The organism is Janthinobacterium sp. JC611 (assembly GCF_018682595.1).
In the GTDB taxonomy this organism is placed as follows: domain Bacteria; phylum Pseudomonadota; class Gammaproteobacteria; order Burkholderiales; family Burkholderiaceae_D; genus Janthinobacterium.
In genome coordinates, this window is record NZ_JAFLJN010000003.1 from 157,449 (window position 1) to 175,830 (window position 18,382).

Below are 18,382 nucleotides of genomic sequence, written 5' to 3' on the forward strand. Positions count from 1 at the left end.
TTTGACCGCTATTCGAAGGGATTGGCCACCGACGTCACCTCGGGCGGCGGCAACTGGTCGGGCAATGCCTGCTTTTCCAGCTGCGCCACCACGTCGGCCAGCAGTTTTTGCAGCTGTTTCGCCAGGACCAGGCCCGGCTTGTCCAGGGTCAGGTCGATGTCGCCGCTGATGCTGACGCGGTCGATGCGGTTTTCGATGGTCAGGTTGCCGATTTCCAGCACATCGCTTTCATTGGCGTACGGGATGAATTTCTTTGCGCACATGGGATTTCCTTTTTGATGTCTTATTTCCTGGACTTGCTATTGACCTTCGGCAAACTCAGCATGCGCAGCTTTTGCTGCCGCGTCAGCGACGGTAACAGATCGATGCCTATCCTGTCTTCCAGTTGCGCAATGCTCAGCACTTCATACTGTTTGGTGTCGGCGTTTTCAATGAAGTAGGCGGCGCCGGCGCGCTGGCGCGGGCTGTACACGGCCTTGTACAGATGGCTGGGCACGATCACTCTTCCCACCTTGCGCAGGTTGCCGCCAATGAACGCCGGCCCCGTGATCACGTACAGGTCGCCCTCTTTCTTCGCCATCTTGCGCACGGCGCCCTCGATGCCGGCCCACACATAGCGGTTGTTGCGCGCGTCTTGCGGCACCATGTTGGCCAGGGTAAAGCTGTCGTGCTGGCTCTGGCGGTCCGGCATGTCGCCGTTGGGCGCCATGTGGCCACGGTCAAAGCCGCTGCGCGCATAATCGGCCAGTTCCGCGCGCTGGGCGGCGGGCAGCTTGCGTTCGGCATGGAAGGAATTTTCACGCGACAAGTCCTGTGCCGCTTCCAGATTGTTCGCCGTCAAATGTTCTGCCGACCACAGCGGCGTACGCGTGATCCCCGAATGCATCACGCCAAACACGTTGTAGCACAGCTCCCTGGTTGCCACGTCCAGTTTGGGATTCGTGATTTCCGGCTTGCGGCCATCGACATAATGGGCGGGACAGGCATCGGCATGCGCCAGGTTCGCGGCAAAGGCGGAAGCCAGCAAGCCGCACGCCAGGGTCAGCCTGGCGATCGATCGTTGAATCATATTTCCCTAGTTGGAATCTTTGCAGGCCAGCATTCTAGCGGACGCCGGCGCTCGCCACAAACCCGCACAAAGCTGGCGTGCGCGGCGGCGGACGGGCGTGCAGGCGATCCTGCGCAGAGCTGGCGCAAATAAAGGCCAACAGGCTGCGCACGGCCGTTCATTTCTGCTAAGATTGCCTTGATTCGTTCGCATCGACCATTCAAGATTTGGAGAGCATATGATCAAAAAAACCCTGCTGCTGATCGTCGTCGTCGTCGCCGCCATCCTCGGCTATGCCACCACCAAACCCGACACTTTCAGTGTCCAGCGCGAGATCACCGTCAAGGCCCCGCCCGAGAAAATCGCCGGCCTGATCACGGACTTCCGTTACTGGGCCGCCTGGTCGCCGTGGGAAAAGCTCGATCCGGCCATGCGCCGCACGTTTACGGGGCCGGCCAATGGCCTGGGCGCCCAATATGCATGGCAAGGCAATGACAAGGTGGGCGCCGGCCGCATGGAAATCACGGAAGCGGCCCAGCCCGAACGCACCGTCATCAAGCTGGACTTCCTCAAGCCGTTCGAAAGCCATAACACCACCACGTTTACCATGACGCCCGAAGGCGACGGCACCAAGGTGAACTGGACCATGACGGGCCCCAGCCCTTACGTCAGCAAGGTCATGACGGTGTTTGTCAGCATGGACAGGATGATCGGCAAGGATTTTGAAAAAGGCTTGAACAACCTGAAGACGGCGGCGGAGCGCTAAGCTGGGCCGCGCAAGCAGAAACAGGGCCCTTGCGGCCCTGTTTCAGTTAGTGCCCGCTTAGAACTGCTCGATCCAGGCCGCCAGGTGATCCGGCGTGAGTGCCGGTTCAGCCTGCACCACCTTGCCTTGCAAACCCATTTCTGTTTTACTCAGCTGCAGGGACCAGCCGCGCCGCGCCAGCCACAGCAGGGTGGCCAGCCAGAACGAGTGGATGGGCGAGACGGGCGTCGTGGTCGGCGTTTCCAGGAATTCCGTCAGCAGGCGGCCATCGAGGAACAGCGCCGTGCCGCCCTGGCTTTGCAGTGCCGCGCCAAACACGGGCAGCAGCATGTCGATCGCCTGTTCCACGCCACGCCCCGGATGCTCGCGCTCGAGCGTGTCGAGCTGCTGGCGCACGGCGGCGGCGAAAGCCGTGCCGCGGAAGGCTTCCGAACTGACCAGGTCGGCATAATCCATCAACAGCCAGTCCGGCTCGGGCGGCGTGACGCCGGCCGTCAAGGCCGCCGACAAATACGCTTCCACGGGCAGCTGCTGCTCCGGACCGGCCAGGCTGGCGCACAGGGCGTACAGGGTGCCGATGCGGTTGGCGACGGCTTGCCGCTGGCGCACCATCAGCTTTTCACGCAGCAGCTGGGCGTGTTCATTGCGCAGCCGCGCCAGTTCCAGCGCCTGCTTCAATTCCATGCGCAACGCCGCGATATCCCACGGCTTCTGGATGTAGCGGTGGATCTGTCCCTGGTTGACGGCTTCCACCGTGTGCTCCAGCTCGGAATACGCGGTGGTCAGGATGCGCACGATATGCGGATGGCGGTCCCAGGCATAGGACAGCAACTCGTTGCCGTAGGCGCCGGGCATGCGCTGGTCCGATACCAGCACGGCGATGCGGTCGGCCTGCTCGTCGAGGATGCGCTTGCCCTCCTCGACCGACGTGGCCGTCAGTACGTCGGCCAGCGGCGCGATGGCGCGCTGGAAGTATTTGAGGGCGTTGGCCTCGTCGTCGACATAGAGTATCGTCGGCAAGCCTTGCGCCGACTCACGCTGAGCCGGTAAACGCAGATTGGCGTCAATCATGCTCGTTCCTTATATGTACTGGAAAATTCAGGGTTACCGTGCTGGAACTGCCAAACTCGGTGGCGATATCGAGGTTGCCGCCGAACGACTGCATCATGCGGTGGCAAAACACCATGCCCCAGCCCTTGCCTTCGCCGCCGCTGGCACTGACGGGGTCGATCAACAGCTGCTCGACGATCTCGGGGGCGATGCCGGCGCCGTTGTCGCGCACCGCGATGCGGCCGGCATCGATGCGGATCCCGATCGCCGGATGGGCTTGCTCGCCGGCCGAACGCAGGGCATTCGCCAGCACGGACGATAAAATCAGCGCGACGCAATTGGGCGACTCGGCAATGGAGAAATCGTCGCCCACGTCGACCGTGATGGCGGCGCGCTGGGCCGTGCTCAAGGGATAGCTGTCGAGCAAGGCGGCCAGCAACTGGTGGGCGCTGCCGGCGCGGCGTCCGCCCTGCATGCCGGGCCCGGCGCTGGCCAGGCGCACCGTGTCGACAAAGCTGGCCAGGACCGACAGGCAATAGCGCGCATTATCGTGCATCAAGGCGGCCGCTTCGCCGATCTCGGCCTGCGGCGCGGCGTCCGCCTGCGCGCGCCGCGCGATACCGCGCGCAAAATTGGCGATGGCCGCCAGCGGCGTGTTCAATTCATGCGCGAGGAAGGCCAGCGATTCCTCCATCGCCACCAGGCCCTGGCGGCGCGCGGCGCGCTCGCGTCCCGTCTGCACGGCCAGCTGCAGCGCCGTTTGCATGGCGGCCAGGTCGAGCGGCTTTTCCAGCAGGCGGAACAAGGTGCCGCCGTTGATCAGTTCGAGCAGCACGTCCTTGTCCGCGTACGCGGTGACGAGCATGCAGACGATGTGCGGATAGCGCTGCGCCACTTCCTGCAGCAACTCGCTGCCCAGGCGGTCCGGCATGCGGTAATCGGTGACGAGCACGTCGATCTGGGCGGCCTCGCCCTCCAGCAAGGCCAGCGCCGCATCGACGCTCTGCGCCGTCAGCACGCGGTAGCGCTGGCCGACGGCGCGCTCGAAATACTTGCAGGCGAGCGCCTCGTCGTCCACGTACAGCACGCTGGCGCGGCTATCGTTGTCCATGCTAGCGGCCCTCCCAATCGGAACGCTGCAAGTCGAAATTCATGCTGGCCCATTCGCCCAGCTCGCTTTCGGCCGTGAGGGTGCCGCCGTGGCGCTCGATCACGCCATAGCTGATGCTCAGGCCCAGGCCCAGGCCCTGCCCCACTTCGCGCGTGGTGAAGAACGGCTCGAACACGCGCGCCAGGTTTTCCGGGGCGATGCCGGGACCATTGTCGCGCACGCTGATGCGCAGGCGGTCGTCATCCCAGTGGGCCGTGATGCGGATCTCGAACGGCGGCGCATTGCCCTTGCGCATGGACAGCACGGCATTGCCCAGCAAGTTGATCAGCACGCCCACGATGGCCGCCTCGTCGCCGCGCACCAGGGTGTCGACCGGCAAGTCGTGGCTGATGCTGACATTCTTCGTTTCATGCCCGACCAGGCGAATGGCCGCCTCGAGCGCGCTGCGGAACTGGAAATGCCCCGTTTCCAGCTGGTTGCCGCTCTTGCGGTAGGCAAAGGTCTTCAAGTCCGAGACGATGTGCTGCACGCGCAGCATGCCCTGCTTGGCGTCGGCCAGGCATTCGCTGACCAGCGCGCTTTGCTTGGCGGCCGGGTCTTCGATCGCCACCTCGATCGCCATCATGCAGAAGTTTACGGGATTGTTCACTTCATGCAGCATGCCGGCGGCCAGGGTGCCGATGGCGGCCATTTTCTCTTGCTGCAACATCTGGCCCTTGATATCGGCCAGGCTTTTATTCGTCTCCTCCAGCTGCGTGTTCTTTTGCGCCACTTCCGCCTTCAGCTGGAACAGCATGAAACGGGCTCGCTCATTGAAATAGGTAAACACGGCGCTGATGCTGGCGGACATGATGAGGAACAAGCAGTTGACGACAAACGTGCCCGGCAAGTCGAAGCCGCCCGCATGCCAGGCGCAGGCGCCCACGTACAGCAGGCAGGAGATGGCGCCGAAAACCATGTTTTGCCACAAGCCGAAGGCCAGCACGATGCCCGACGAATAAATGGCCAGGGTCATGCCCACATAATAGATCGAAGTGGCGCCTTCCGTGACGGCGATCATCCAGGCGATCATGATTTGCGGCAGGATCAGCCACACGAACGTCAGCCCCTGGATGCGCTCTTGCGCCCAGCGCGTGCGCATGGCCAGCACGACGCAAAAGATCAGCACCGACACGACGATGCGCGCGCTGGTGAACGCCGACTGCTTGTCCGGATACAGGGCCGAATCGAGGCCCATGCCCAGCAGGATCAGCACGATGCCCGTGTAGGCCCCGCCGCGGCTGAATTCCAGGCGGAAGTCGCGCAAAACGGCCGTGTAGCCGGCGTGCAGGCCTGGCGTATCCATCAGGGAATGCTCACTTCCGCAAACACATTCACGCCCGTGGCGTCGACATAGATCAAGGGATCGATCGCGTGCTCGGGCAGCAAGGCCGACAAACCCGCTTCATCGCGATAGATCAAATGCCACTCCAGCAAATGCTCCATGCCGAACTTGCCGGGATTATTCACGTGCACATTCGTCACCAGCAGGCGCCCGCCGGGTCCCACGCGCGAGGCGAAATGCATCAGCAGGCGCGCGCACACCTTGTCGGACAGGTAGTCGAACAGGCCGGCGCAATACACGGCGTCGAAACTGCCGGGCAAGCCCGTGACGCCCGCGCCATGGCGGCGCTTGAGCAGGTTGTGCACGGAGTCATGCACATAATCGATCTCGACCACGCGCCCCGTGCGCTGCATGATGGTGGTCAGGCGCGCGCGCGTCCAGTCCAGGGTCTCGCTGCTGAAGTCGACCAGTTCGAACGCCAGCCACTGCGCATCGGCGCACGTTTCCAGAAAACGCTGCACCTCGATGGCGGGGCCGCAGCCCACGTTGAGCACTTTGTACACGCGCCCCGCCGCGCGCGCCGCGGCCGCCTTTTGCGACAGGAATTCCGTCAGGATATCGATGCGGTTGCGGTGCGCCGTCGCCACGGCCGCCTGCAGGAAGGCCGCATTGACGATCTGAAAATAGGTGCTCGGCCCCTGGCGCGGATCGTCCAGCAGCTGGTTGACCATCTGGTAATCGCCCGCGTAACCGAGCGGTTTGGTGAACGTGCGGAAGACGAACGGCGCGCGCAGGATCAGCGGATGCAGCGCCGCCTGGGCGAAGGCGCGGTGCGCCGGCGCCCGCTCTTCCTCGACGAGGGACGCCTCCATCTCGAGCTGGCGCAAGTAAAGCTGGGTTTGCTCCATCAGCGGCATCGCCAGCTCATCGAAGATATCGGGGCGCAGGCGGCCGTTTTCCTTCGGCAGCGAGTCCGACAAGTCGACCTGCTCGACCCAGCGCGCCACCTCCGACAGGAAGGCGCGCATTTCATTGACGACGATCTGGTAATCGCGGCGGATACGGAAGCGCTCGCCCCAGCCCGCGACAAAGGCGCTGGACTCTTTCGCCACGGCGCCCTTGACCACCACCACGTCGCTCAGCTCGCGCCACTCGTCGATCAGGGTCACGGAAACGATGGCGGTCAGGCCCGTGTTGACGCTGCTGATGACGACGGCCTTGCCCACGTAGGCGTTCTTCGCCCCCATGCGCACCGTCACGTCATTGAGCACCTCGCTGACCTGCACAATCGAGTATGGATTGTAGATTTCCATGACCAGCGAATTGCGCTGCAAGTTGAAAATCGTGCCGCGCACCGCCTCACCCTGGGTGTTGCGGAAACTGACGACTGGATCGATCTGCGATTGTGAATACACGATTGAGCATTATCAAGTTGCCCGGTTTCCGGCGCACCACGTTGGGCACGCCAATTTCCAGGCGGGGTTAAGGCACGGCACACCGGTCGTCTGCCGCCGGCCCGCCATCGGAATGGCGGCGTCGCGGCGTCGCGTGACGCCATGCCGGAGCGCCTCGAAGCGTGTCTGTTCGCTCTCTGGTCGAGTGTACTATGGATGTAGCAGAACGGGCAATTGTTCCCTCAGGAACGACTGTCCGTGGCGCTGGCGCGCAACGCCGCGTGCGGAACGTCTTCAACCAGCAACAAACAAGGCCAGCGCGTGACGCAATAACTGCGGCGTTTGCCCCGTCCAGCGCTTGAACGAGCGGCGGAAGTTGGTGGCATCATGAAAGCCAAGGTAGGCGGCCACGGCGTCGTTGTCGTAGCCATGCGCCTGGAACAGGTAAATCGCCTTGTGCGCGCGCACCTGGTCCAGCTCGGCCTGGAAATGCGTGCCATGGCGCGCCAGGTGGCGTTTCAAGGTGGCGGGACTGACGCCGAACTCCTGCGCCGTGCGCTCCAGCGTGGGCGCGCGGCGGATGTTCGCCAGCAGGTAATCGTACAGCGCGCCGAGCAGGCTGGCGGCGGGCACGGGCGCCATGGCGGCCGCGCGCAAGGCCAGCGCGGCCGCCGTGGCATTGCCGCGCGGCCAGGGTTTATCCAGCCAGCCGGAATCGATGAGCATGGCGTCGACCTGGCAATCGAAACGCAGGGATTGCCCCAGGTGCACCTCGTGCTGCTCCACATGGCGGGGCCGCGCGCGGTTGAAGCAAAAGCGCCACGGCAACGACTCTCCCGCCAGCCAGCGGCACATGGCCGCCAGCGCCGTCATGTGCATTTCCACCAGAAACGGCAACTGGCTGGGCGCGCCGAACGCAGCCACCCAATACAACACGTGCATGTCGCCCGCCTCGCGCAGCCGCGGCTGCAGCAGCGGGCACAGCAAGGTATGGAATTCGCACAGGATGGTCAAGGCCTGGCGCAGATTCTGCGCCTGCAGCAAGGCGTGGCTGGCCGCGCCGTAATGGCCGGGCAGCATTTGCTGGCCCAGCATGAAGCTGGTGTCGGCGCTGTCCAGGCCACGCGCCACGTTGGCCAGCAATTGCAGGTATTGCGCGGCGCTGACCTGGCTTTCCGCGGACGGCAGCGCGCCGCCATCGAGGCCCGTGCCCTTCAGCAGCGGCGCCGTGGCCAGTTCCCGGCTGCGCGCGTAATCGAGCACCAGCGCCGGCTGGTGATGGGCCGCGATGCTGGGGTCGCCCTGCTGGTTCAGCGGCATCAGGCAGGCGCGGCGGAACTGATCCCGGCACCGGGGCGCGGCGTTTCCACGGCCCGGCTCAGCTCGGCCAACACCACTTCCGGCACGCCATCGGTCAGCGCGCACGCATGCCGCAGGCTCAGGCGGATTTCGCGGTTGTCGTTGGCGTGGTGGCGCATCTGCCCCACCATGGCGCACAGGTGGCGCGCCTTCACGGCCGCATCTTCGCGCGACACGCCCGGCATCAGCACGGCGAAGCGGTCGCCCGCATAGCGGCACAGCAAATCGTCATTGCGCAGGTTCAATAGCAGCATGTGGCCCACGGCTTGCAGCACGCGGTCGCCTTCGCGGTGGCCGTATTCGCGGTTAATCAGGTGAAAACTGTCGATGTCGAGCAAGACCAGCGCGCAATCGAGGTCGGGCCGCCGCTCCTGCTCCAGGCGCATCTGCGTGCGCAGGTAGCTGGCGTCGGCCAGCTGCGTGATGCGGTCGAAGGCGCGGTGGTCGCGGAACAGGCGTTCGCGCTTTTGCAGGTGTTCGTTCAGGCGGAACTGTTCCTGGCGCCAGTAATACATGCCGATCGTCAGCAGCAGCATGCCAAACGGAATCAGGCCTTCCAGCCAGTTATCCCACACGGCGCGCTTGTCGACGGCAAAGAATTCGTCCAGGCAATCGGCCCAGGAACCGAGCATGATGGCGCACAGGCCGCCCGCGATCAAACTCGTCACCCGTCCGCGCGGACGGCTGCTGAGGGTAAACAGGAACCAGATGCCCGCCATGACGGCCGTGCCGCCTTCGCAGACGATATCCATCCACTTCCAGACGGCAAACGGTTTGGGGTGCCCCAGTGTGGCGTACAGGAAGAAGAACAGGGGCAAGGCCAGCGCGGCGGCGATCAGGCTGTTACGGTGCAACGGCAGCATGTGGGAAACCTTTAAAAGTGGTGCTGTCGCCACGATAGCGCCCGCCCATGACGGCACGATGACATGCGCCACGCCCGTGCGGCAGGTGCAAACGGCTCACCATTGCCTATGCGGCCAATGCGAATCCGGCAAGCCCTTGCCCATGCGCCTGGCGCTGGCAGGTCATTTCAGCTCAGCTCGGGTCATTTCCGGCCGGAATGCGTTCACAGAGCGTTGTTTTCACAGTGGCAAGCCCGACCCTGTCACGCAACCGTCATATTTGCTGCCTAGAATCCGCCCGGTTCCTTCCTCCCTCACCGAGCTTTTCATGAAAACCATGCACACTTCGTTCCCCTCCCCGCTGCGCCTGACGGCCCTGGCCGTCGGCGTCATGGCCGTCTTCAGCGGTCACAGCAACGCGCAAGCGCAAGATGCGGATGGCCAGCCGGCCGCCACCGTGGTCGTCAGCGGCCAGCGCGCCAGCCTGCGCAACGCCATCGCGGCGCAAGAGAAAGCCGACAACATCATCAGCGTCATCAGCAGCGACGACATCGGCGGCTTGCCCGATAAAAACGCGGCCGAGGCGCTGGCCCGCTTGCCGGGCGTGTCGGTGCAACGCGACCAGGGCGAAGGCCGCTACATCACGGTGCGCGGCCTGGGTCCGGACCTGAACGCCGTCACCATCAACGGCGCGCTGGTGCCGTCGCCGGAAGCGGGCCGCCGCGCCGTGGCGCTCGACATCCTGCCTGCCGGCCTGATCCGCACGCTGGAAGTCTCGAAAACCTTGCTGCCGGAAATGGATGCCAACTCGCTGGGCGCCACCGTCGAAGTCAAATCGCTGTCCGCCTTCGACTTGCCGGGCAAGCTGCTGTCGGCCAACGTGGGCGCCAGCCATGACGAAAAGACGGGCAAGACCAGCCCCAGCGGCGGCGCCCTGTGGGCCCAGCGCTTCCTCGACGGCAAGCTGGGCGTGGCCGCCGGCCTGAGCGCGGAAAAGCGTTCGTTCGGCTCCGATGACGTGGAAACAGGTGGTTCCTGGAGCAAGGGGAAATTGTCTGGCCTGGAATTGCGCGACTACCTGCCCGTGCGCAAGCGCGGCGCCCTGGCCGTCAACCTCGACTACCGCCCGGAAGCGGGCAACAGCTGGTTCCTGCGCTCCTTCCTCAGCGAATTTTCCGACAATGAAGTGCGCGACCGCCTGACCATCAGCAATATCGCGGGCGGCAGCCTGGCCGAAGACCAGACGGCCAGCGCGCGCGCCGAGCGCCGCATCCGCCAGCGCAAGTACACGCAGCAAGTGCGCTCCCTGGTCCTGGGCACGCAGCAGAAATCGGGCGACTGGACGCTGGACGTGAAAGGCGGCCTGAGCCGCGCCACGGAAGACACGCCGGAATCCCTGAACGACGGCCGTTTCCGCGGCCTCAGCAATTTCGCCGGCATCCGTTTCACGGATACGCAGGAACCCAAGCTGAGCGGCCCCGCCGCGCTGTACGACCCGGCCAGCTATGCGCTCAACGCCATCACCCTGCAACAGCGCTACTCGAAGGACAATGAACGCCACGCGCGCATCGACCTGGCGCGCAAGTTCGACATCGCCACCCTGAAATTCGGCGCCAAGGTCAGCCGCCGCGAAAAAACCAATGACACGGATCAATGGGCGTACAACAGCAGCAAGACGTCGAGCGGCAATTACTGGGGCGCCGGCTCCACCTCGATGAGCAACTTCGTGCAGGGCCACAATCTCGACTATGACCTGGGCAACATCGGCGTGGCGCTGGACCCTGCCCTCATCCGCGCCCGCGTGGCCGGCCTGGACCGCGGCAAAGCGCGCCTGGCCACCGAGTCCATCATCAACGACTACCGCATGCATGAAGACATCAACGCGATGTATGTGCAAAACAGCTATGACTTCGACGCCTGGCACATCCTCGGCGGCGTGCGCGCCGAGCGCACCAGCTTTGAAGCGGCCGGCTCGCAGGTGGACAGCACCGGCATTGCCACGGCCTTGACGCGCGAACGGTCATACACCAACTGGCTGCCGAACCTGCAAGCCCGCTATGACCTGGACCGGCATACCAGCGTGCGGGCCGCCTGGACGCAAGCCGTGGTGCGCGCCAATTTCAGCCAGTTGGCGCCCGGCATCAGCCTGGCCAGCAACACGGAAGCCGTGATCGGCAACCCGGACTTGAAACCGCTGAAGGCGAACAACCTCGACCTGGGCATCGAAAGAGTGCTGGGCAATGACGGCGTGATGTCCGCCTACGGCTTTTACAAGGACATCAAGAATTTCACCTACACGACCAACCTGGCCGGCACGGGATCGTGGACGGGCTACACGACGGCGACGTCGTATGCGAACGGCGACGCGGCCAAAGTAAAAGGCATCGAACTGGCCTACATGCAGCCGCTGCGCATGCTGCCGGCGCCGTTCAATCGTTTCCTCGTCGGCGTGAACGGCACCCTGAGCACGTCGAGCGCGCAAATCGGCCGCTTCGACAAGGCGACGAACAAACAGATGCACCGCGACATCCGCCTGCCGGGCCAGTCGAACCAGGTGATGAACTTGATGCTGGGCTATGAAACGGGCCCGGTCAGCGCCCGCCTGGCCCTCAACTACAAGTCGCCGTACCTGCTGGAAATGGGCAACGACATCCTCGATCAAAGCCAGGACCGCATCGTCGACAGCCAGAAGCAGCTCGATTTCTCGCTGTCGTACCAGATCAACAAGCAGTTCCAGCTGGTCTTTGAAGCGGCAAACCTGAACAACGAAAAATACTATGTCTACCAGGGCACGCAGCAATACAACGTGCAGAACGAACAATACAGCCGCACCTTCAAAGTGAGCCTGAAAGCCAGCGCCTTCTGATGATGATTTCCACTGACATGAAAAAAAACGTACTCTGCGGCGCCTTGCTGGCCGCCTTCTGCGCCACCGGCGCCGTCTTCGCCGCCCCCGCCAACGCTTTGCCTTCCTTCACGCAGGAAGCGGAAGAACTGGCGCGCCTGCCCGGCGGCGGCTGGCTGACCCTGGACAAGCATGGTCTGCGCCTGTTCAATGCCGCCGGCCAGGAGCAGGACCGCATCGCCGTGCGCGCCAAGCAGCTCGACACGCGCAGCGATGGCAATCAGGTGCTGGCCGTCTTCCTGGAAGCGGACACGCAGCGCCCCCTGCCCGTCTCCGTCGACGTGCAAGCCGGCAAGCTCCACCGTCTGGCGCCGTTTCCCGTGCCGACGTTTTCCGTGGAAGCGTCGTGTTTGTACCGCGACGCCCAGCAGCTCGCCCATCTGTTCTTGATCGGCAAGGATGGGCAAGCGGAACAGTGGGTGATGCAGGGCGAGCAGCGCCGCCTGGTGCGCAAGCTGGCCTTGCCGCCGCACGCGAAACATTGCCGGGTCGACGATGGCGCCCAGCGCCTGCTGGTGAGCGAAGCCAACATGGGCGTGTGGGCGTATGACGCCGAGTCCGAAGGCATGGGCAAGCGCGAAGTGGTGGCCCTGCGCAAGCCATATGGCCAGCTGGACGGCGGCGCCGGCGCGCTGGCCGTGCTGCCGGGCGGCGTGGCCGTGCTCGACGGCAAGGCGGACAAGCTGCACCTGTACACCCATCAGGGAAGTAAATGGACGGCGCAGCCAGCCCAGGCCGTCGTCTTGAACGTGCGCAAGGGTGACAGCCAGCTGGCGCTGGACAAGGAGTCGCTACTGCTGCGCGGCAAGAACGGCTGGCAAGCGCGACCCTTGAAATGGACGGGCAAGGCGGAAATGCAGTCCCCTGTCGCCATCATCGCCCCGCAAGCGCAGACGGAACCGATGGCGCGCCAGGGCGACGCGGCCGACGATCCGGCTATCTGGCTATCCAGCAACCCCGCCGACGCGCGCATCCTGGGCACCAACAAGAAGCAAGGCTTATTGGTCTACGACCTGCAAGGCAAGCAGACCCAGCTGCTTGAAGTGGGACGCCTGAACAACGTCGACGTGCGGCAGCACATCCAGTTCGGCGGCAGCAAGGTCGACCTGGCCGTGGCCACCCAGCGCGACGACAACAGCATGATGCTGTTCACCATCAATGCCGATGGCGTGGTGGCCGAAGCGGGCCGCTTCCCGACCGGTCTGAAAAGCATCTACGGCATGTGCTTGTACCAGCCGGCCAGCGGCGGCGTGCAAGCGTTCATCAACGACAAGGACGGCACTTTCCAGCAATACAGCATCGGCCTGGCAGGCAACAAGTTCAGCGCCACCCTCTTGCGCAGCTTCAAGGTCGCCACCCAACCGGAAGGCTGCGTGGCCGACGACGCCAACGCCCGCTTGTTCCTGGGCGAGGAAACGCGCGGCGTGTGGACCACCTCGGCCGACGCCGCCAAGCCGGACGCGCTCGCCATGGTCTTGCCCGTGGGCGCGCACCTGAGCGCCGACGTGGAAGGCATGGCCATCTACCGCCAGCCGGGGGGCGCGCCCAACACCGGCTACCTGATCGTTTCCAGCCAGGGCGACAGCAGCTACGTGGTGCTCGACGCGCAAGCGCCGTACAAGGTGCGCGGCCGCTTCAAGGTGGGCTTCAATTTGCCCGCCGGCATCGACGGCACCTCGGAAACGGACGGCCTCGACGTCACCTCCGCCAACCTGGGCGGCGCGTACGCGCAAGGCATGCTGGTGATCCAGGACGGCTACAAGCGCTTGCCGGACGGACCGCAGAACTTCAAGTATGTGGCGTGGGAGGATGTGGCGAAGGCGTTGAAGCTGGAGTAAGTTAGCCACAACAGGGGGCGGCCTTCCCTGGCCGCGTTGACACCGGGCGAGAGTGTCGCCTTTACCGGCCAGTCAGCCGGAGAGTATAAGTAAAAGCAGTGCAGGACATCCATGCCATGCATGGATGTCCTGCTGCGCTCACGTGCCCCGATGTTTGGCTATGGCGATATCCAATGGTACTTTTCCAGCACGCGGTCATGCTTGTCCAGCGTCACGGACCACGCTTCCATCCCTAATGTCAGGCGATTCTCGTACCACAAGCGTACCACGCAGGGTTCCTGGCATGGCGTCGAGGCATAGCGTTCGAAAAGCTTGCCCTGAAGCTCCACATGCGATGGCATGCCGAGTTCAGCGATCACGGCTTCCCGCGCAGCGCCCGGCTGGATCATGGCGTAACCTTTTTCCTTGTTGTGGGAGATCACATGACATGCCGTGACGTACCAGACGGGACTGAGGAAGAGCAGCCACAACACGGTTTTTTTAAGTGATATTTTCATTTTCAGGCCTCATCTTCCATTAAATCTGCTCAATGCACTATCCAGGCCAGATGGAATGGCGCTACCCTTTCCCATGTAATAGGTCATCGCGCCTGGCAAGTTCTGCACATCTCGCGCCGTTCCACCAGGAAATGGAACTCCATTTGTCGCAATGCCTGCCGCATTCAAAATCTGATTCGTCCTGACCGCGCAATTTTCCAGCAAACCGATATTCTGCAGATTCGGGTTATTCCTGATAAAGGCCGCTGCCCGCGCATCCTGCTCGGGTGTTGTGGGAATGATGGTGATCTGCTGATTTCGCAACTGGCTCTGGCTGGAAAGATAAGCAGCCACGGAACTTCCCAGGGGAGTGGCATTGCCATAGCTGGCCATGCCAAAGCCCTGTACCGCCGCACCAACATGGCCGAACACATTAGGACTGTAATTGCGAACACCGCCAGTGATGATCATGATATCCAGACCCTGGGGATCCACATTGCTCAACGGATTAGCTTCCACATAGGCATACGTGTTGCTCCCGCCTTGCAGGCCTGTCGGGTCGCTCTGCAAATAGCGTCCCAGGGTAGCGTCATAGTAGCGATTCCAGTTGTACCAGAAGCCCGACTCGCTATCGAAGTACTGTCCTGGAAAACCGACATGCATGCCGCCTATCAGGTCCACTGCCACGCTGCGGTCAAAAGCGGCATTCGCGGCGCGCCAGACGACATTGCCGCCGGCATTCGTCAGTACTTCCGGACGGCCCAAATGATCGTTATGGCTGGCGTAGAACTGGCCGGCGCGAGAAATTCCCAGCAATTCGCCATCAAGCCAGACATAGCTGGTCGTTTGCGCACCGGCTTCTGCCAGCAAGGCCCCGTCAGGTCCATATATGGCATGCGTCACCTCGCCATTCACGTTTTTCTGCGCGCGCTGGTTCAAGGCGTTGCTGCGATAGTCCGCCTGCAGCACGCCATTGATGGAGACGCCTTGCATGCGGTTAAACGCATCGTAGTCGTAGCCTCTACTGCCATCATGGCGCGACTCGCCTGTGACATTCCCCAGCGCATCGTAACTGAAATGACGAAATTGGCCATTTCCGCTCCATTGCGCGAGGCGATTGCTATCGCTATGGGAAATCAGGCGGTAGTCAGCGCCCTGGCGAGCATGCCCGGTGCGATTACCCGCAACATCCCAGGCAAAACCCTGGGGATCGCTGTGGCGCGTCACCGTGCTGACGCGCTCGCCGTCGTCGTAGTCGATCGTTTGCGTCAGCTCCGAATTGACGTGATCGCTCATACCGATAATCGTATCGACATTGCTGTAGCGGTAATCGACGTGCTGGACACCGCCATACAGCTGCGTCAGCCGGCCATCGGCATCGACCGTCACGGTGCGTGGCAGGTTGTTGCCGAAGCGCCAGGCATAACGCAGACCGCTGACAGGCAGGTACAGGAAGGAATCGGCGATGGTGCTCCATTCGCCCCGGCCCTGGCTCATGAGTGCGGATACGCGACCTGCCGCATCGTACCAATAATTGAGCAGCAATCCCGTGGGATAACGCATGCTCGCCAGGCGCCCTGCCGCGTCATAGGTCCAGTCGGTACGGTACACGGCGCCGAAAATGCTATTGGTCTGAGAGATGATTTTTCCCGCTGCATTGTAGCCATAGCTGGTCTGGCCGGTCGCATCCTGGAAACGCGACAGGCGGCCCTTGCCGTAGGCACCCTCGTCGTAAATGAAACGCTCGCTTACCCCGCCGCTGCTGCGCACCGTCTTGCGGCCCAGACTGTCCCAGCCATATTGAACCGACGTGCCATCCGCGCGGGTCTCGCTTGCCAGTCGTCCTGCGCTGTCATAGTCATAAGTGCTTGTGCCGGTATCGGGACTGTCCATGCGGATGACCTGGCCAAAACCATTGTAGGAAAAGCGGGTCTGCAAGGGCCGCGCATCGGTAAACGCCGCCAGATTGCCCTCCGCGTCGTACTCGCGCACGGTCACGCCGCCATCCGGCGCAGTGCTCCTGAGTACACGGTTGGCGGCATCATAGGCATGTGTCGTGGTGCGGCCAGCCGCATCCACGGTGCTGACAAGATTACCATTGTTGTCGTAACGCTTGTCGATGCGCTGGCCCTGATTGCCCACCTGCGCATAAGGCCGGCCAAGGGTATCGAACTCGGTCATACTGCTGGCTTCGCCAACAGTCACCGCCCTCGGCACGCCACCTTGCACATCGGCGCTGTGCAAGGCGGCGCTGGCGCGCAGGCTGTTGCCTTCCACATCCATCGCCAGATGCTGGAACTCGCCCAGTGCATTGCCGACATGGTCGAGACGACCCGCCGCGTTATAGCGATAGCGCGCCATGCTGCCATCGGGATAGCTGATCGAACTGATCTGGGTGCCCTGATGATAGGTATAGGCAGTGACACGGCTACCGTCCTCGGTCGCACTGAGAACCCGCCCCATCGCATCATGCACATACACCGTCGCCACGCCATTGGCGTCGATGTGACGCCGCGCGCGGCCCATGCCATCGTATCCGGACCACGTTTCCTTGTGTCCTAGCGGATTCATCAGCGCTGTCAGGTTGCCGCGCCTATCGTAGGTATACGTGGTGACGGCTAGCCCATCGGGCAAGGCCTGCATCACCTTGCGCGTCGCCACCGTGCCGGCCGGATGGAAAGTGTACGCAAAATACAGTTTCTTTTGCTTGCCCGTCTTCAGATCATCCCATATTTCGCTTTCCACCTTGCCGGCCGCCGCTGCTTGGCGGTAGTAGGTAAAACTGACGCGCTGGTAAGGCATGTCCTGTGCGCCACGATATTCGGTCTGGACGATCTCATTGCCCACCCACGCATGCGTCAGAGTCTGTGCAGCGGCGCTGTCGGCAGCCGTCGTGACCGCCAGCAAACGGCCTTCAGTGTCGTAGCGATAACGCGTCTGATTGCCATTCCAGTCCAGGGAAGAGTCAATATTGCCCTTGTCGTCGTATACGGTACTCGATGCAGCCGAAGCGCAATTGGCCGTATCGGCGCGCGAAATCGCCTTGGGCTGCCATTCGGTGCCGATCTTGGAAAACTGATAGGTGGTGGCCTGCCGACGCGCGTCCGTGACGGTCGTCTGCTGCGCGCCATACACGAACGATTCTCGCTCTTCGCCGCCAATCAAGCCGCTTTCGCTGACGCGGCCATCATCGTCATAGCTATAGCGGCTGTACCGTTCACCATTCAGGCTAATACCGGTCAACAAGACGGGATTTACCGCTTCATAGTGATATTCGCGCACTTCCTGCTTGCTTGCGGTAGTCGGCGCGCGCACCTTGCTCAACATGCCATGGGGATTGTATTCGTATTGCCAATCATTACCTGCGGGATCGCGCACCCTGTTTACCCGTCCATTGCTGCCCCATGAAAACTGAATCAATTGGCCGCTGCTATTGCTGACGCTGGCGAGCTTCCTCGAATTGGCAGGGTATTGAAAATCCAGCCGCACGCCCGCCGCATCGACGATGGAACTGACAAGGCCATTGCTGGTGTAAGTATAAGTACTGCCATTTTTTTGCAGTATCCAACCTGTGCCTGTTGAAAAGACCAGATCACCATATTGCATGGCTTTGCTGGAAACATAGGAATAGGAAGTCCCCGCCAATGCCTGTGCGGGCAGTGTATCGCCGCCAGCATAGCTATAGCGCGTCCTGCGGCCGCCCGGTTCCGTCACGACGGCGAAACGGGGAACGCACTGGCCGGGATTTTCCTTTCCGCAGCCCGCCACCCTCAATCTCGGCATATCCAGATTGGATAGCCATTGCGCGCCAAACAGTGTGCCTACCGCATGTCGGCTGCGATACGTGCGCGTAAGGCCCAGTCCATACAAACCCAGCGACTGGAAATCCGACTCTGGCTTGATTTTTTCGCCTGTGGCAATCAGAACGGGTCTGGCAGTCAGTGCGCCACAGCGATCCATGTCCCCGTTGTCGCCCTGCCCAGGCCCGGCACTGCCGGAACCTCCGTTTCCATTAGGCGAATCGAATATAAAGGAACAATCACTGAAGCCAAGCTCAAAACATTGTTCATATAAATCACGGTCACGGTATTCGTGAACATTTACTGTTGGAATTTGTGCAAATGAAAAACTGCTGGAAAATAATAGGAAAAATGAAAAGCACGTCGACAAAAATATTTTCAACATAAAAATTGATTGGATTTTGTATTTTGCTAAGAATACCTCTTTAAAATTTTATCATTTTAAAAATACTCCGGCTAACCTCAGAAT

At 62.3% G+C, this 18,382-nt stretch carries 13 protein-coding genes; 3 read left to right on the plus strand and 10 right to left on the minus strand.

Going from position 1 to position 18,382, the window contains the following annotated elements; genetic code table 11:
- Positions 1 to 8: 8 nt before the first annotated feature.
- On the minus strand, positions 9 to 263 hold the full coding sequence (locus J0O65_RS03660) for a nucleotidyltransferase family protein (RefSeq protein WP_215404226.1): 255 nt from the start codon (positions 261 to 263) through the stop codon (positions 9 to 11).
- 20 nt (positions 264 to 283) lie between these two features.
- Entirely contained in the window at positions 284 to 1,069 is a 786-nt protein-coding gene (locus J0O65_RS03665; protein WP_215404227.1) for a DNA/RNA non-specific endonuclease, read from the minus strand.
- Positions 1,070 to 1,286: 217 nt separating this feature from the next.
- Between J0O65_RS03665 and J0O65_RS03670 the strand changes: the two genes are divergently transcribed.
- Positions 1,287 to 1,814, plus strand: a complete 528-nt coding sequence (locus J0O65_RS03670; protein WP_215404228.1) for an SRPBCC family protein — start codon at positions 1,287 to 1,289, stop codon at positions 1,812 to 1,814.
- 57 nt (positions 1,815 to 1,871) lie between these two features.
- Here J0O65_RS03670 and J0O65_RS03675 read toward each other — a convergent pair whose 3' ends face one another.
- The 6 genes from J0O65_RS03675 to J0O65_RS03700 form a co-directional block, all read right to left on the minus strand.
- On the minus strand, positions 1,872 to 2,885 hold the full coding sequence (locus J0O65_RS03675) for a response regulator (RefSeq protein ID WP_215404230.1): 1,014 nt from the start codon (positions 2,883 to 2,885) through the stop codon (positions 1,872 to 1,874).
- Positions 2,878 to 3,975, minus strand: a complete 1,098-nt coding sequence (locus J0O65_RS03680) for a hybrid sensor histidine kinase/response regulator (protein ID WP_215404232.1) — start codon at positions 3,973 to 3,975, stop codon at positions 2,878 to 2,880. Before J0O65_RS03680 ends, J0O65_RS03675 begins: the two co-directional genes overlap by 8 nt.
- Position 3,976: 1 nt before the next feature.
- Positions 3,977 to 5,320, minus strand: a complete 1,344-nt coding sequence (locus J0O65_RS03685) for a sensor histidine kinase (RefSeq protein WP_215404234.1) — start codon at positions 5,318 to 5,320, stop codon at positions 3,977 to 3,979.
- Positions 5,320 to 6,714, minus strand: coding sequence for a class I SAM-dependent methyltransferase (locus tag J0O65_RS03690; RefSeq protein WP_215404236.1), 1,395 nt, complete (start codon positions 6,712 to 6,714; stop codon positions 5,320 to 5,322). The genes J0O65_RS03685 and J0O65_RS03690 overlap by 1 nt, the downstream gene beginning before the upstream one ends.
- A 273-nt stretch (positions 6,715 to 6,987) precedes the next feature.
- Entirely contained in the window at positions 6,988 to 8,013 is a 1,026-nt protein-coding gene (locus J0O65_RS03695) for an AraC family transcriptional regulator (RefSeq protein WP_251373382.1), read from the minus strand.
- Positions 8,013 to 8,915: a GGDEF domain-containing protein gene (locus J0O65_RS03700; protein ID WP_215404238.1), complete on the minus strand. Its 903-nt coding sequence runs from the start codon at positions 8,913 to 8,915 to the stop codon at positions 8,013 to 8,015. The genes J0O65_RS03695 and J0O65_RS03700 overlap by 1 nt, the downstream gene beginning before the upstream one ends.
- Before the next feature lie 307 nt (positions 8,916 to 9,222).
- On the opposite strand from J0O65_RS03700, the gene J0O65_RS03705 reads away from it, so the two are divergent.
- The gene (locus tag J0O65_RS03705; protein WP_215404240.1) at positions 9,223 to 11,760 is read left to right on the plus strand and encodes a TonB-dependent receptor; all 2,538 of its coding nucleotides are present in this window, start codon (positions 9,223 to 9,225) and stop codon (positions 11,758 to 11,760) included.
- A complete protein-coding gene (locus J0O65_RS03710) occupies positions 11,760 to 13,637 on the plus strand; it encodes a phytase (RefSeq protein ID WP_251373385.1) in 1,878 nt (625 codons plus the stop codon). The genes J0O65_RS03705 and J0O65_RS03710 overlap by 1 nt, the downstream gene beginning before the upstream one ends.
- Positions 13,638 to 13,795: 158 nt before the next feature.
- Here the strand turns inward: J0O65_RS03710 and J0O65_RS03715 are convergent, their stop codons facing one another.
- Together J0O65_RS03715 and J0O65_RS03720 are read right to left on the minus strand one after the other, a co-directional pair.
- Complete coding sequence (locus J0O65_RS03715; RefSeq protein WP_215404242.1) at positions 13,796 to 14,134, minus strand: hypothetical protein; 339 nt, start codon at positions 14,132 to 14,134, stop codon at positions 13,796 to 13,798.
- A gap of 9 nt (positions 14,135 to 14,143) precedes the next feature.
- A complete protein-coding gene (locus tag J0O65_RS03720; protein WP_215404244.1) occupies positions 14,144 to 18,298 on the minus strand; it encodes an RHS repeat-associated core domain-containing protein in 4,155 nt (1,384 codons plus the stop codon).
- Between the last annotated feature and the right edge of the window lie 84 nt (positions 18,299 to 18,382).

Bases quoted from the DNA above. Each gene is read 5' to 3' on its own strand.
- J0O65_RS03700 (WP_215404238.1), bottom strand. From the start codon at position 8,915: ATGCTGCCGTTGCACCGTAACAGCCTGATCGCCGCCGCGCTGGCCTTG.
- J0O65_RS03715 (WP_215404242.1), bottom strand. From the start codon at position 14,134: ATGAAAATATCACTTAAAAAAACCGTGTTGTGGCTGCTCTTCCTCAGT.
- J0O65_RS03710 (WP_251373385.1), top strand. From the start codon at position 11,760: ATGATGATTTCCACTGACATGAAAAAAAACGTACTCTGCGGCGCCTTG.
- J0O65_RS03680 (WP_215404232.1), bottom strand. From the start codon at position 3,975: ATGGACAACGATAGCCGCGCCAGCGTGCTGTACGTGGACGACGAGGCG.
- J0O65_RS03670 (WP_215404228.1), top strand. From the start codon at position 1,287: ATGATCAAAAAAACCCTGCTGCTGATCGTCGTCGTCGTCGCCGCCATC.
- J0O65_RS03665 (WP_215404227.1), bottom strand. From the start codon at position 1,069: ATGATTCAACGATCGATCGCCAGGCTGACCCTGGCGTGCGGCTTGCTG.
- J0O65_RS03675 (WP_215404230.1), bottom strand. From the start codon at position 2,885: ATGATTGACGCCAATCTGCGTTTACCGGCTCAGCGTGAGTCGGCGCAA.
- J0O65_RS03695 (WP_251373382.1), bottom strand. From the start codon at position 8,013: ATGCCGCTGAACCAGCAGGGCGACCCCAGCATCGCGGCCCATCACCAG.
- J0O65_RS03720 (WP_215404244.1), bottom strand. From the start codon at position 18,298: ATGTTGAAAATATTTTTGTCGACGTGCTTTTCATTTTTCCTATTATTT.
- J0O65_RS03705 (WP_215404240.1), top strand. From the start codon at position 9,223: ATGAAAACCATGCACACTTCGTTCCCCTCCCCGCTGCGCCTGACGGCC.
- J0O65_RS03685 (WP_215404234.1), bottom strand. From the start codon at position 5,320: ATGGATACGCCAGGCCTGCACGCCGGCTACACGGCCGTTTTGCGCGAC.
- J0O65_RS03660 (WP_215404226.1), bottom strand. From the start codon at position 263: ATGTGCGCAAAGAAATTCATCCCGTACGCCAATGAAAGCGATGTGCTG.